Raw genomic sequence first — 14,185 nt, forward strand, 5'->3', positions numbered from 1 at the left:
TATGGGATTTAGGTTAAGAACATCAACAAGAACAAAAGAAATATTTGAAGAATTAAGCAAAAGCTCAAACCTTAAACCATTTACTTTGAGTAAAATGGCCGTTTCTATGTCATTGAATGAATCAACTTCTATAGACGAATACAAAAATGCAGACATTACTGGCCTTGACCTTCAAAGAGCCACCGTTACTGGTGATTTTGATTCAATATATAAATCACTTATAGAAGTTAAACTTGGAAGACATATAACTGATGATGAATATTACCCACATTATATGAAACTTCATATGGATAGAGGTGCTGAACTTCTATCGAAAATATATAAGTATTCAGGTGGTAATTTAGAAAAACTTTTAACTAACTTACTACAAAAAGGAGATTCTAATATATGATCTATTTAGATAATAGCGCTACTACTCCAATTGATCCTGAAGTACTAGAAGCAATGTTACCATATTTAAAAGAGGAGTATGGTAACCCATCTAGTAGATATTATACATTGGCTATGAATGCAGATAAAGCCGTAGAAAAAGCTCGGCATCAAATCGCAGCTTTAATAAATTCAGAACCAAAAGAAATAATCTTTACAGGAGGCGCTTCTGAAAGTAATAATTTTATAATTAAAGGAGTAGCTGACTATAAAAAATACTATGAAGAAAAAGGAAATCACATAATCACTTCTACCGTTGAACATAAATCAATTCTCCAAACCTGCAAATTCTTAAATGGAGATGTATTTTGGAATAAATCTGAAAGCACAGTCGCTAGCCAATTTCTAAAGAAAAAGAGTTTGGCTAAGAAAATAGATCGTGGTTATGAAGTATCCTTTCTTCCTGTAAATGGATATGCTCAAGTACAAGAAGAACAATTTAAAAATGCAATAAAAGAAACCACCATACTTGCTTCTTTTATGTGGGGAAACAATGAAATTGGGTCACTAAACGATATTGAAAGGTTATGTGCTATAGCAAAAGAAAGAGGTCTACTGTTCCACACAGATGCCACTCAAGTATTAGGTAAAATAAATATAGATGTTAAAAAGGTTCCTGTAGACTTTCTTTCCGCGTCAGCTCATAAAATATATGGACCAAAAGGCGTTGGTGCAGCATTTATAAGACAGAACAGTCTCTCAGATTTTAAAATGACATCACTAATTCATGGTGGATTACAAGAAAGAGGGTATAGAGCTGGAACTTCTGCTGTTCATAACATTGTAGGCTTTGGTAAAGCTTGTGAAATCGCTAAAAGAGATATGAATGAATATATTAAGAAAATTTCTCAATTAGAAATTGAAACTAAGAAAATGCTTGCTGAGAGACATCCTGGTGTTGAATTTTTAGGAGACCCAGAACATCATATCCCTGGAGTTATCGGAGTCTTAATTCCTAGTATTGTTAATGATATTATGATTAAGGATATGGCAGATAAGGTTGCTATTTCCTCTGGGTCTGCTTGTGGAATTGGAGAACCTTCTTATGTTATTAAAGAAATTAATCTTAAAAATAAAAGTAGTAGCTTTATTCGAATTACCCTGGGGAAAAATAGTAACATTGAAAACATAATAAAAGCTAAAATTTAATCTATATTTAATTAAAAAATACAGCCTAGTTGCTTAGGCTGTATTTTTATATATACATTTTATTTTTCTTTCATAAATTCCCAAAATGCCTTATCTCTAAGATAAATAGGTCTATCTGCATTACCAAACTTAACTAAACTATGATGTTTTTCTAGTGATTTTATCTTACCATATACATTGTCTTCTTCCGCTTTATTTTTAGTGTTAAATATAAATTTAACATCCTTATTATTTAAATCAGATACATTGTGAACTATCCAAGATAAAATATAGTTTGCATACTCATTATCCCCTGTAGAGAAATGGCTTAATAACTGAGTAGAAAGTATTGTCCCTACTCCGAACATTCTTCCTTCTTTTAGTATTTTCTTTAAGCTCTCAAAGTTTTTACTTAAGAAATTGTCGGCTTCATCTACTAATATTAAGTTTGTTAACTGCCTGTACTGACCTTCTGTTTTACTTTCACCCAACACAAGCATTTGAATGTAGAATATATCTAGTGTTATTGCTACTATTAAGTTTTGTATACCTGTATCATAACTTGCTAAATTAATTACAGTTACTCCATCTATTAGTTCAAACAAAGATTTGGTTTTTTTCATATCTGGTTCAAAAATTTCAAATTCATATATATCCATAAGTGCCGCATAAAGACTGTCTTCTTTAACATCCTCATTTTCTAGATATAATTTACACACATCGTTTAACGTAGGTGCTGGATTACTCCAAGTGTCTTTATTGGCTTTACTTATCCCTCTTCTCTCGTATGCCTCCATTATTTTATCTCTGAGCAATGTTTCTTGTTTAACACCCAATCCAAATGCTTTAGAAATAGTTTCTTTTAGCGTATTCGCAGTATGAAGTGGCAAAAGCGGCTTTGGATTTCCTGTTAATACTAATGATAAAGGATTATATGGCAAATGAAAAATATTATACACCTTAGCATTAGTGGATTTCACAAAATCACTATCTATATAGTCGCCCTTATAGTCAAATATTAATAGGCCTAGTTTTTTACCACCTACATTATATTTTTCATTAGCATGAAGCTGATATATTAAGGACTTTGTAAACTGAGTTTTTCCCGTACCCATTGTTCCAATTATACCAGTATTAGTATGGAAGGTTTTATTTGTGTCTGTTGGATACCATTTTATTTCTTTATTAGTTAATGCTTCATATCCAAATAAAATTTCCATAGGTATGTCTTTTGGAAAATAAATAGTTTCGTTTTTCCCAGTAACTGTTTTGTCAGTAAGAGATACCCCCTCTGGAACTCCATACATATTGCATAATAGTTCTTCTTTTACAAAATCAGTGTCTCCATTAACGATTCTTTCTCTTAATTCATATATATTAGATATAATATGCCTATACCCTTCTTCTTCAGAAAGATTTATGACTTTAAATCTTTGCTCTTTAAATTGTTCAAATTTTGAGGCTGTGCTGTATATCACCCCTTCTTTAAATGACATTACCGCACCACGACCTATATATTTATCTAATTCATTGCTTATAATATAATCATCATTTAGAAGTTTAGTTCTAACCTCTGATTCAATTATGTCATCCCAATGCTGTTCACCCAAGATGTTGTATAATTTCATTTTCTCTGCACTTACTATAACTAGTTGCATGATGAAGTTTCTATAGATTTTCTTGCTTGCTTTTCTCTTTTCATCTTCTTCATCTATAAGGTTTATTTCAAAAAATTCTCTGGTTTTGTATGCTTGTTCTAATGCTTTTTCTATAACACCTGGTTGATTTTTTCCGATTTTTACTTCTATTGGATAGAAATGAAGCTTTAGTTTTTCACCAGTATTTTCTATTCCTACAAGTAGTAGATCATCTGAGTATTTTCCTTTTCCACCTAGATTTTTGACTGAGAATAATCCATCAGCTTTGTTTAATCCCGCCCCACCAGATACTCTTAGAATTTCTTCTAAAGAAATTGGTACCCATATTATATTAGGGTTGTAGAAATATGCAAGGCTTAATTTTATAGCTGAAATTATACTTAGTTTTTCTCTAGGGAATTGGGAATTACTTGATATTAATCTTAGTAACCAATCTCCATTTACAGCATTAAAGCAATTTATAACATCTATTGCTGCACCGGGTTTACAGTCCATGTTTTTTTCATGTAAGAACTCATTTATTATCGCTTCATACTGTTTAGATTTACGTGTAACAGTAATTGCATCATATCCACTTGCTGAAGTATATTGATCACTATAGTGAATTATTAATAAGTCTTTTGCTTCTTCATCATTCCTAAAGAAATTTAAATCAACTTTAGGATCTATGAATGTTACCCAATGTGAAGAATCATAAATTTTATCTAATAGCTTTTTATTTTCTTCTGATATTGAAGTTGTTCTGCAAGTGTTTTCTTCATAAGGTGAATTTGTTTTTATAACCTTAACTAAAGAATTTAATTTTATAGCCAGTTTTAATAAACTGTTACTCTCATGTTGTTTCATATACTTGATTCCAAACCCAGTTCTATAAGAGCTTCCTAGAAACTTAGAAGGTACCCCTGATATTAACCCTTCGAAGGAGACTCCTGTCTTTATATCATTCATAATACTGTCTTCTTCTTCAGCATATTGATCCATCTCATAAAAAGATACATGACAATATTCATAATTACTACTTTCACTATTCTTCTTATAAAAATGCACCTTGTCTCTATAAATACTTAATACATCCTCCTTTGAGTAATCATTACTACTATCGTTAAATTTAAAGTCTACCCCTAAGTTTTCTTCTGTTTCTGCTGGTGTATTGTAAAATGACATTTCTTCAAATACATTTAAAGTATCTTTATCAGAGTATATATTTATATCTATAGTTAGCAAGTACTCTGGTTTTACTTTCTTCAAAAGCTTAGAAGTGTAAAATTCAATTATACCTTGTAATATTTCCTTACAATCTCCTGTATTTATAAGATTAATTTTAATAGCCGCCTTTGGCGTAAGTTCAAACATATAAGAGAAGTGCTCAATGAATTCATCAATCTTTTCTCTAACTAACTTTGAAACAAAGTTTCTTGAGCCTTTATACCTTGGTAATTTATAATCAACATAATACTTCCATTCTGGTGAATGTTGTTGTTCCACTGGCCTATAAAGGTTACCTTCTCTTGGGCAAAGATATGGAAGTAAATATATTGAATCTAATTTTTTAGTTAGTTCATAAGGAATTTCTTCACTTCCTACTACCTCATTTAATCTAATTTGATAAGCAACATTTAAAGGATGTAGCGGTGTTAATATTATTTCCCGATCTCCGTCTTCTTTGTTTATTGTACCTATCTTTAATAAATTTTTTTCCTCTTCACTTTTTATGTAATCACCGTTTTTAATGTTGTCTGCCACTTCTAAGTACTTGTTTACATAATTTTTACTTAGTTGAATTAATTCCTCATTATAATAAGCTATACTTGGTATTAGTTCATTAACTTTATAATACTCAATTAACTGCATATAAGATACTTTTAATTCTCCATCTAAATCAATATCCTCTAAGGTTAATTCATCGTCTTTTTCAGTGAAATACAATCCGCCACTTATAATTATTTCTTTTTCTTTTATTATGTTTTCCCTAAACTCATCTCTTGCATAATAATCTCTAGTACCCTGTATTAATTTATTATTAATATATTGGAAACTACTTTTCTTTTCTCTTTTTAAACACCATACGCTTTGACCAGTTATCACTACCGCTTTGCTACCCTCATCCTTAATTGCTAATGGTATAATCATCTCATCAATATTCAAATTAAACTTAATAATACCAGTAGTTTCATCAGCTCCTAAGTCATTGTATATCACCACTCTTTCATCTAATGAAGAAATTATAATCTCTCCATTTGTTTCAGATAATGCTACTTTAACAATAGATGCTGCTGTTGGATTTAAAACTATTTCTTTATCTTCTACATTAAGAAGTAAGAGATTTTCCTTTCCCTTCATACAGACATTGTAATTTGTTTTTATAACTTCATTTCCAAAGATGCTGCTATCAAAGTCAAGAACTAATATCTTAAATTCAAATTTAACCTTACTGCTGTCTTTATCTTCATATTTTATGCTATTAAAATGTATTCCATCTATTTCATGTTCTATTTCAACTATTAACTTTTTTCCAGAAGCTTTAGCTGTTGCTTCTTGGTTTTTGCCTAAAGTTATATTTTTTTGTCTCATTGTATCATCAAAAATATACTCTATTTTGATCTTCTTTAATTTGTTCTTATTAAAAATTAATATATTTCTAATTCTCTGTTTGGCCACTCCTGAGCCTTCTTCTTTATCCCAATATTCACTTTCATCAATGTCATATAATTTACATTCTTCATATTCCAATTTCTTCTTATCTTTTTTTGTGTCCATAGAGTGTTTAACATCTTTATACTTAATATCTTCCCAATTAAGATTTTTTAGTTTATCCACACCCTCATCATCAAAACTCTTCTCTAATTGTTGCTCTGGATCACCATATTTATGTATATTATCTACCTTTGTAAATATATCCGCGTTGTCTTTTAATCTGTTAAATGCATCCTTTTCGCTGATAATTTCATCATTTAATTTTCGATCATAAAACAAACCAAAATTTCTATATTCCGCTTCTTTTATTCCATCACTATTTAATACCTTTAATACATCCTCATACTGAAATAAAGATGTGTTGTCCTCATGAACTTGATTTGTTCTTTTATCTAAGTCAAACTTAACTATAAGTTTATCTACCCTTTCAAGATTACTCTCTTTTATTTCTTTTGTTATGTCTTCAACTATAGACTTTATATGAAAAGGCATTCCTTCTCTTTGAAAGCTTACAGTACCACCAACAATACTATCGAGAGTAGAATTATGAATAAATAATATTGCCGTATTTTTAAATAAATATTCTTCGTTACTTCCTGCTTTATTACGTAATAATGTTAAAAAGTCTGGTTTAATATTATTAATAGTTGCCGCAACAATAACTTTGACTCCATTAACATTAAAACTAAACGTTCTGTACTCATCAATACTTGCTGTATATTTAAATTCCTCTGCCGTACAAGCATTTTCTAACTCGTCATATAAGCATTTTACCTGAGCTTCTTTTTCAAATTGTATATTAAATTTATCACCATTTTTAACGTTTACTTCATTCAAATAACTGATAATTTTTTTTGATAAATAATTATAAAATAGATTTAACATATTGTGCATCCCCACTATCACTCTTTTTTTCTAATATATTTAATTTTTCAAATAATTGAACTATCTTGTTTTGAGAATCTCTATCAAAAAAAATACCACGTCTTTCATACTCTTTAAATAAGTCTTTTAATTTTAATTTCTCCTTGTTTTTTGTACATAACTTAGTTATGAAAATTAAATTGTCTTCTGTTAAATTTAAGGTGTATCCTGATTGTCCTCTTCTTCTTAGAAAGTTTACTTTGCAAAACTCTGTAAACCAAGCGCTATAATCAAGTTGTCTACCTTTTCTTCCAGAATTCACAAATTGATAGTTTATTAATTTATACAACTCATATACCTGTTGAAACGCTTCATCATTCTCATAGTGAACTGCAAGATTACAAGAATCAAAATCAACATCATCTATATGGTCCTTATAAATTTTAATTAACATTTTAATATTTGAATTGAATTCATTTAGTTCTTCACTATCCATGTCCCCTATAATATTCTTTAAATCTAAGTATGTGAAGTTCGATTCCTTATCACTATGATTCAAGAGTTCCAAACAGTTAGCATGCGAAAATAATGTAGTTGTAGAATTTTCAATAATCTTCCAACCATTGGAATAGCTTATCCTAGATTTAGAAATATTCCTCTCCCAATCCAAATTGAAATATATTTCAATAGGTTTAGTTATATCTGCTTCAAACATCCTATTTAAATTGATTGATAATTGTGAAACATAAAAGAAGTAATAATACATCAATAATTTTTCTATACTGTTAGTGTAAAAGGTCGGTTTATCTAACATATATTTAAGGTCTTCCATAAATAAGTCTGATATATATGGCATAAAATTTCTGTATGTAGTTTTACTCGCCTTATTTATTTCTCCTAATTCAGGCAAATATCCTACAACAAGCTTCAAAAGAATATTCTCTGGCTTATCAATATATGCAGTCTTTATGATATCTATAACTTCTTCATCCTTATTTACAAGTACATCGAATAAGAACTGTCCAAGTTTTTTATTTGTTATATCCTCACTAGTTATGTAGTTTAAAACCTTCGGATGAAAAATTTCAATTTTCTCATATTTGTCGAAGAATAATTCTTTAATTATACCCTTGAATGCACTTTTGTTTTCTTCTTCCATTTTAACTTTATTCATAACATTTTTTATTAAGTCTGCGTTTATGTCTTCCTTATATTCTGATCTGTTAGTGAGCCTTCGTGAGAATTCCCCTATGCATGAAGAAAAATTTATGATTTTTGTTTTAAATATCTCTTTATATTGGGTTGTATAAGGTAAAATAGTTATTTTCTTACCTGCATTGTGTTGTAATGATTTTTTTTCTTCACTAAACTTATAATCGCATTTAATTTCATCAAAATTTATTGTATATCTCATAATTATCTCTCCATAAAACTATATTCGCCATAGTCATCAAATTCTAATTTGTACTTTTTAATTACCCCTGCAATATTATATTCAAATGATAGCTCTTCATTTTGTGAACCTAATGGCATGATTTTATTCATGAACTCAACAAAATTAATGTAGTTATTTTTGTCTTTTTTATTAGGTCTGTATCCATCTTTAATATTCATAAGTAATTTATATAAATGATAATCAATTGCAATTTTTTCAATTTTACTGTTGTTTTTATTTTTAAATTCTAAGATCATTTCTGGTATAAACTTAAATAATTCTTCATCATTCTCTTCAATATAATTTTCAATATCACCTATAACATTTAATTTCTGGCTTACTTTATATTTACCTTGATTTTTACCAATGACTATATTAATTCTTTCTTTTTCATTATTGTCACCGTTCCATTTGTATATTGCGTCTTTTACATCTAAGAGTATCTTTTTGAGTTCCCTTTTGTCTCCATTATTCCAGTAGTATAAATCCTTTATAAAGTCATAATACAAATCATCTCTAAACGAAATATCTTCACCTATGTATTTAAATGAATACAATCTTAAGAAATACTTAATTAGATTTGTTCTTAATGCCTCTTTGTCTTTAATGGTATCAAGTTTTTCTTCTTTTAAAGATTTATTGTTCAAAGCTAATATTAAATAATTGTTATCTTTAATATCAATATTTTCAGTGAATATACTAAATAAATTATTAGAATTGTTGAATTTTATAATAATTGAATCCATTTCTTCATCTCTTAAATTTATAGGGTCAATTTTTTCTAATGCCTCTAATATTTTAGATAAATCTTTATGATCAAAAATAATATTCGGCATCATACATTCTAAATACTCTTTAAAATTTATCTTTTTTAATTTGTTTTTAATTTTTAATAATGTTATATTATCAAAACGATTATCTACAATAATGTCATACATAAAATTTAAAAAGGCTCTTGTAGAAATAATTATTTTTTCTTTAATTATTACTTCTATTAATAGGTCTATAATTTTATTCTTAATTTGTTCATCCATTAATAATTCAAAATTATATTTAATTGGACATCTTTCACTGCACTCACAGCTGTCACAACATTTTTCTTTGTAAGCGGTATAAAACGGATTTTTTTCATCTTTTCCAGTAATTGTATTTATTATATCTTTTATGTATTGAGACCTTCCCCCTTCCTCAGTTAGAGTATACATATGATAATCACTAAAGTTTATAAACTGAAATGATCTATCATCATCAAAACAATTTTCAGCTAAGTTAGTTTCTAATATTTTTTTATCAGCTACATACTGTTTTAATTCATTAAAATTGCATCCATATTTTGAATCGATAAAGTTATTTAATGTTCCTAAATTTATAGCTAATATGCATTTTTTGATTACACCATTATTTAATTTATCATCCGAGAAATTTTGTAATACATCATTTAAAGTATCAATTGAAGTCTTTTCTGGATCTAAACTTTCAGTGCCATCATTATGTAGAACAAATCCATCCATTAAGCTTGTATATTTATTTTTAAAATATGATATCAAGTGAGATTTCCCATCACCAACTCCACCACAAACCAATATTAATTGAGATTTTGGTGATTTTGATGATTTTTCTATTAAGTCATATAATTCATCTTGAACTTTTCTTTTTACATGCATGTACTCTTTAAACTCACTTAAAGAATCTAGGGTTTCTACTGCTTCCTTTGATGACTCTTTCAATTTTTTTAACTCTTCTATTAAGCATTCTTTTACATGGCTCACTATATTCCCTCCTTCTAGGAAGTTTATACCACTATTATCCTGTACTTGACTATTTTGGTTCATACTCACTATCTATAACTTCTAAACTCTTTTCATCATCACATTTAATTTATATATTAATTTACATTCCTATTTTACCATATTTTTAACAAAAGTAGTAATCTCCTCTATAAGTGACAAAAAAAATAATGAATAAGCACTAATTGCCTATCCATCATACAAAGCTAAAATTTCAATGGGAATCCAACTATTTATTTATCATTTTTTTTAGATTTACGAAAGAATGGAACTATAAACGCCGCATTTCATCATCAATAATTATAGAATGATTTAAAAATAAGTCCTCAAAAACATTTTTAAGATGTGTAAAATCTTCTGGGTTTTTATTCTTATTTAATCTATAATTCCATTCAATGCCACTAGTTAATGCAGAACTTGACATATTGGAAGATCCTATAAAAACATCTCCATCCTCTTCATATTCAAATATGTATGATTTAGGTTGAAATGATTTGTTAGCAATATTATAAAACCTTAAATCTACTTTATCACCTAGAGCATCCTTTACTAAATATAAATCTTGAGGCTGAGTGATATTAAGATAATTTCCTGTTAAAATTCTAATTCTAACTCCTCTATCTGCTACCTATTTTAAATCGTTAATAAGCAATTTAACACCTGATTCCATTAAAAATCCTACTATAATATCTATGCTCTTTGCCCTTTTTAATGAAGCTTGTAATTTAGGGAGCAAATAATCATTGTCTCCCGTAGAACAGTTTGAATCATAATCTTGAGTTGCCTCTTTAAACGCAATAGAATCACTGGTAATTATACCTTTATTAATTACATCTACTTCAACCATCATACTCAACCAAAGCCTCTTTCAAATTCCTTACTCCACCCCTTGGATTAGCTACATCACCTATATACCTAGGAATCAAGTGAACATGTAAATGGTTTATGGTTTGTCCAGCATAAGTCCCTACATTTATACCTATATTATATCCAGCTGGTTCATATTGAATATCAAACATTTCTTTTACCTCGTGCATTAATTTATATATTGATTTAACCTCTTCCTCCGTTGCCTCAAAGAAGTTAGCAAAGTGCCTCTTTGGTATTATTAAACAATGACCATTATTTACTGGGAAATGATCTAGTATAGCAAAGGCCAATTTATTCTCTACTATTATTTCTGATTCATCGTAGTCGCAAAATATACATTCTGACATTAGTATCGCCGCCTTTATTTTGTATTAAGGTATGAATCCATACTGCTTTTTTCATTGTTAAAATCTATTATTAAATTTAGTTAAATCTAACTAAATTATAAACTAAGACTTAACTCCATAGAATCAATGGTTTCAGCATGTTATTAGATAATGCAGTTAAGTGTTGAATTAAATTCTTGTTAAATTAACAAGATTCTAATTAAATCATATCAATACAATACCTCTAAAATTATCCGTTGGTCAAGCATATCTAAACTATTTTTATATATCTGAAAACTCAACTTTTATTCTGAGTGCAAAATCGTTTATACTATTATCATAACTATAACAAATAAAAATAAAGGCAAGGATTATCCCTGCCTTATCATAATATAATCTTAAGAAAATGGGTACCTAATTTTCAGTGCTAGCTGAAGCACGTAAAATTTTATTGAACTTCTCAAATCTAGTGCTTAAAATACATAAATATATTTCAATCTCATTGAAAATAGGAGCTATATTATCCATCATAAACCGCTGAAATTTTAAATCTTTTTGATATTGAGGCGTTTTTTCGTATTCTACAATTTTTGCTTTGACCTCATTTTTTACTTCCTCACTGACTTCCACATCTCGCTTTAATATTTTGTTTGTTACACTTTTCGATTTTTCATTTAATTCCATCAGATCTTTGTCGCTATACTTTCCAAACATTTCATCAATTAGTTCTTTTATATTTTCTGCATATTGAACCTCTTCCTTAGCATCTAATAAATTTATAAGGTTCATCCAAGCCTTCTCTTTTTCTTTAGTATCTAGCGGTTCGTCCAAAAACTGTCCGTAATGAATCGCAAACATTTTCCCCATATTACCTGGTAGTATCCTATGAAGTTCCTTTTGCATATATCCAGCAATATTTTTAGATTTGGCTTCTAAACATTGAATTGACACCCTTAAATTATCAATATTTGAATCTATTCCTTGTTCAATCAAATTTTCTAACACTCCTTTACTGCTATCGAGCAGTTTAATTTTTTCATTGATGATGTCTAACTGTTTTTTTATAACTTGTGCAACATCCTGTTTTTCTAATAATATAAGTTGAATATCCTTAATAGAGAAATCCAATTTTCTTAAAGCATTAATAGTAATTAGTCTATTAATATCATCCATAGTATAAATTCTATAATTGCTTTCTTCCTCTTTTTGGGGTCTAATAAGTCCCACCTCTTCATAATAATAAATTGCCTTTTTAGTTACTCCCGTTTCTTTCATCACTTCATTAATTTTCATTATCATCGCCTCCTAAAATTGAGTTTAAACTATCCTCTAGGGGAACTGTCAATAGTCAATTGACAAAAAAATAGTGGATAAGCACTAAATGCCTATCCATTATACTCAATTAAAGCTTCTTTTAAATTCCTTACCCCACCCCTTGGATCAGTCACATCACCTATATATCTGGAAAACAAGTGTACATGTAGATAGTTTATAGTTTGTCCAGCATAAGTTCCTACATTTATAATTCTTTAAATTGAATTGTATCGTCATCATCATAATGAGTATTATGATTAACTGGCAAAACAACACAACATATTATATAAAATAATATACCTATACCATATATTAGCGTTAAAAGTACCCATGCTAATCTGATAACTGTAGCATCTATATCAAAATACTCAGCAATACCACCGCAAACGCCGTCTATTTGTTTATCTGTGGTAGACTTATATAATTTTTTTTGCATAATTATTCCTCCAATTTTTAATTTTTAGAAGGTCCCTACATTAACTTTTTTTATAATTTTAACTATATAAATAATTTAATTATCACTACTATCAAAAATATCACCCATACTATAATATGTACCAATTATATCATAAATGTTTGTTATATAATTTTCAAAACTATAAAAACCACCAAAAATGATTTCTAAAGAGAATGTTTAAGCACACAGTACAATATATATAAGCCCTAATCAATGAAATTTATATTGTCCACTGATTAGGACTTTAACTTAAATTACTTTATTAACAGTTGAAAATTTAGAGTAAATGCTAATGAGCCCCTAAAATTGTATGTAACATACTTAATCTCCCTATAATATTATATATAAGTAACCTCTAATGAATTTCTATCAACTAATTTCTTATAGCTATACTTAGGATATCCGACCATAACGGCAGCTGTTATCGTCTTTCCTTCTGGAATATTAAATAATTTAAGCATTGGTGAACCCTTAATGGATGCACAATACTCAAAAAATCCAGCCCAACAAGTTCCAAGTCCTAGTGAAGGAGCAAATAATTCTAGATAAGTCAGACAAGAAATAGAATTAGCCCTCCCGTTTGAAAAGCCTTTGTCTGCAGTGGTTATAATTAAGTTTGGAGCACCTCGCAGAATTGAATCAATCCCGTCTTCCCTATAAGTACTGATTAATCCTTTTAATGCATCCTTTAGTGGAGATTTTTCTATCATTCGAATAGTAAGTTCAGCAGCTTTTTTAACTAATTGCTTGTCCTCAACTACAACAAATGATATACCTTGACTATTACTTCCAGTAGGTGCTAGCCTTGCAATATCAACTAATTTTGTTAATTTTTCTCTTGATACAGATTTATCTTGATAATTTCTTATAGAACGACGTGACCTTAGAAAATGCTCCGCCTGCTCTGCATTTAATTTAGCAAAATCTTTTGCATCAACTTGTTGTGCGAGTGGTGTTTTTTTATTATCTATAGCTTCCATCTGGCATATAGCAACACAATGTCCACAGGCAATGCAAGTGGTATTTGCTACTTCTTCTGGTCCCTTTTCTCCCATCTTTAGAACATATGCTGGACATTCCACAATGCATTGTTCGCATTTAATACATTTTTTTTCATTTACAGTTATAAAATCCATCTTGTTCATCCCCTTTTTAAAATTTCACATTTTATTATCTAAACCTTCATTCGACCCATTCTACCATATAATCTTTGCTAAATTAGG

At 28.8% G+C, this 14,185-nt stretch carries 11 protein-coding genes; 2 read left to right on the forward strand and 9 right to left on the reverse strand.

Annotation, left to right across the window (positions count from 1 at the left end):
• Window position 1 precedes the first annotated feature (1 nt).
• Complete coding sequence (locus ACWJJ2_RS07860; RefSeq protein ID WP_462954157.1) at window positions 2-391, forward strand: DndE family protein; 390 nt, start codon at window positions 2-4, stop codon at window positions 389-391.
• Window positions 388-1,578: a cysteine desulfurase family protein gene (locus ACWJJ2_RS07865; protein ID WP_462954158.1), complete on the forward strand. Its 1,191-nt coding sequence runs from the start codon at window positions 388-390 to the stop codon at window positions 1,576-1,578. Before ACWJJ2_RS07860 ends, ACWJJ2_RS07865 begins: the two co-directional genes overlap by 4 nt.
• 59 nt (window positions 1,579-1,637) lie before the next feature.
• On the opposite strand, the gene dptH is transcribed toward ACWJJ2_RS07865, so the two are convergent.
• The 9 genes from dptH to ACWJJ2_RS07910 all read right to left on the reverse strand — a co-directional run bounded on the left by dptH (window position 1,638) and on the right by ACWJJ2_RS07910 (window position 14,098).
• Entirely contained in the window at window positions 1,638-6,794 is a 5,157-nt protein-coding gene (gene dptH, locus ACWJJ2_RS07870; protein ID WP_462954159.1) for a DNA phosphorothioation-dependent restriction protein DptH, read from the reverse strand.
• Window positions 6,775-8,187, reverse strand: a complete 1,413-nt coding sequence (gene dptG / locus ACWJJ2_RS07875) for a DNA phosphorothioation-dependent restriction protein DptG (RefSeq protein WP_462954160.1) — start codon at window positions 8,185-8,187, stop codon at window positions 6,775-6,777. Before dptG ends, dptH begins: the two co-directional genes overlap by 20 nt.
• A gap of 2 nt (window positions 8,188-8,189) precedes the next feature.
• The gene (dptF, locus tag ACWJJ2_RS07880) at window positions 8,190-9,977 is read right to left on the reverse strand and encodes a DNA phosphorothioation-dependent restriction protein DptF (RefSeq protein ID WP_462954161.1); all 1,788 of its coding nucleotides are present in this window, start codon (window positions 9,975-9,977) and stop codon (window positions 8,190-8,192) included.
• A 289-nt stretch (window positions 9,978-10,266) separates the two neighbouring features.
• A complete protein-coding gene (locus tag ACWJJ2_RS07885) occupies window positions 10,267-10,602 on the reverse strand; it encodes a phospholipase D-like domain-containing protein (RefSeq protein WP_462954325.1) in 336 nt (111 codons plus the stop codon).
• Window positions 10,603-10,623: 21 nt separating this feature from the next.
• A complete protein-coding gene (locus tag ACWJJ2_RS07890) occupies window positions 10,624-10,845 on the reverse strand; it encodes a phospholipase D-like domain-containing protein (RefSeq protein ID WP_326492864.1) in 222 nt (73 codons plus the stop codon).
• On the reverse strand, window positions 10,835-11,212 hold the full coding sequence (locus ACWJJ2_RS07895) for an HIT family protein (protein WP_216302842.1): 378 nt from the start codon (window positions 11,210-11,212) through the stop codon (window positions 10,835-10,837). The genes ACWJJ2_RS07890 and ACWJJ2_RS07895 overlap by 11 nt, the downstream gene beginning before the upstream one ends.
• 393 nt (window positions 11,213-11,605) lie before the next feature.
• The gene (locus tag ACWJJ2_RS07900) at window positions 11,606-12,484 is read right to left on the reverse strand and encodes a MerR family transcriptional regulator (RefSeq protein WP_216302843.1); all 879 of its coding nucleotides are present in this window, start codon (window positions 12,482-12,484) and stop codon (window positions 11,606-11,608) included.
• 226 nt (window positions 12,485-12,710) lie between these two features.
• On the reverse strand, window positions 12,711-12,941 hold the full coding sequence (locus ACWJJ2_RS07905; RefSeq protein WP_216302844.1) for a PspC domain-containing protein: 231 nt from the start codon (window positions 12,939-12,941) through the stop codon (window positions 12,711-12,713).
• 359 nt (window positions 12,942-13,300) lie between these two features.
• Window positions 13,301-14,098: a nitroreductase family protein gene (locus tag ACWJJ2_RS07910; RefSeq protein WP_216302845.1), complete on the reverse strand. Its 798-nt coding sequence runs from the start codon at window positions 14,096-14,098 to the stop codon at window positions 13,301-13,303.
• Window positions 14,099-14,185 lie beyond the last annotated feature (87 nt).

It is taken from the genome of Clostridium sp. CM039 (assembly GCF_055081075.1).

What these genes read in the sequence shown, in the direction of transcription:
- ACWJJ2_RS07860 (WP_462954157.1), top strand. Translation starts at nt 2, where the DNA reads ATGGGATTTAGGTTAAGAACATCAACAAGAACAAAAGAAATATTTGAA.
- ACWJJ2_RS07865 (WP_462954158.1), top strand. Translation starts at nt 388, where the DNA reads ATGATCTATTTAGATAATAGCGCTACTACTCCAATTGATCCTGAAGTA.
- dptH (WP_462954159.1), bottom strand. Translation starts at nt 6,794, where the DNA reads ATGTTAAATCTATTTTATAATTATTTATCAAAAAAAATTATCAGTTAT.
- dptG (WP_462954160.1), bottom strand. Translation starts at nt 8,187, where the DNA reads ATGAGATATACAATAAATTTTGATGAAATTAAATGCGATTATAAGTTT.
- ACWJJ2_RS07890 (WP_326492864.1), bottom strand. Translation starts at nt 10,845, where the DNA reads ATGATGGTTGAAGTAGATGTAATTAATAAAGGTATAATTACCAGTGAT.
- ACWJJ2_RS07895 (WP_216302842.1), bottom strand. Translation starts at nt 11,212, where the DNA reads ATGTCAGAATGTATATTTTGCGACTACGATGAATCAGAAATAATAGTA.
- ACWJJ2_RS07900 (WP_216302843.1), bottom strand. Translation starts at nt 12,484, where the DNA reads ATGAAAATTAATGAAGTGATGAAAGAAACGGGAGTAACTAAAAAGGCA.
- ACWJJ2_RS07905 (WP_216302844.1), bottom strand. Translation starts at nt 12,941, where the DNA reads ATGCAAAAAAAATTATATAAGTCTACCACAGATAAACAAATAGACGGC.
- ACWJJ2_RS07910 (WP_216302845.1), bottom strand. Translation starts at nt 14,098, where the DNA reads ATGGATTTTATAACTGTAAATGAAAAAAAATGTATTAAATGCGAACAA.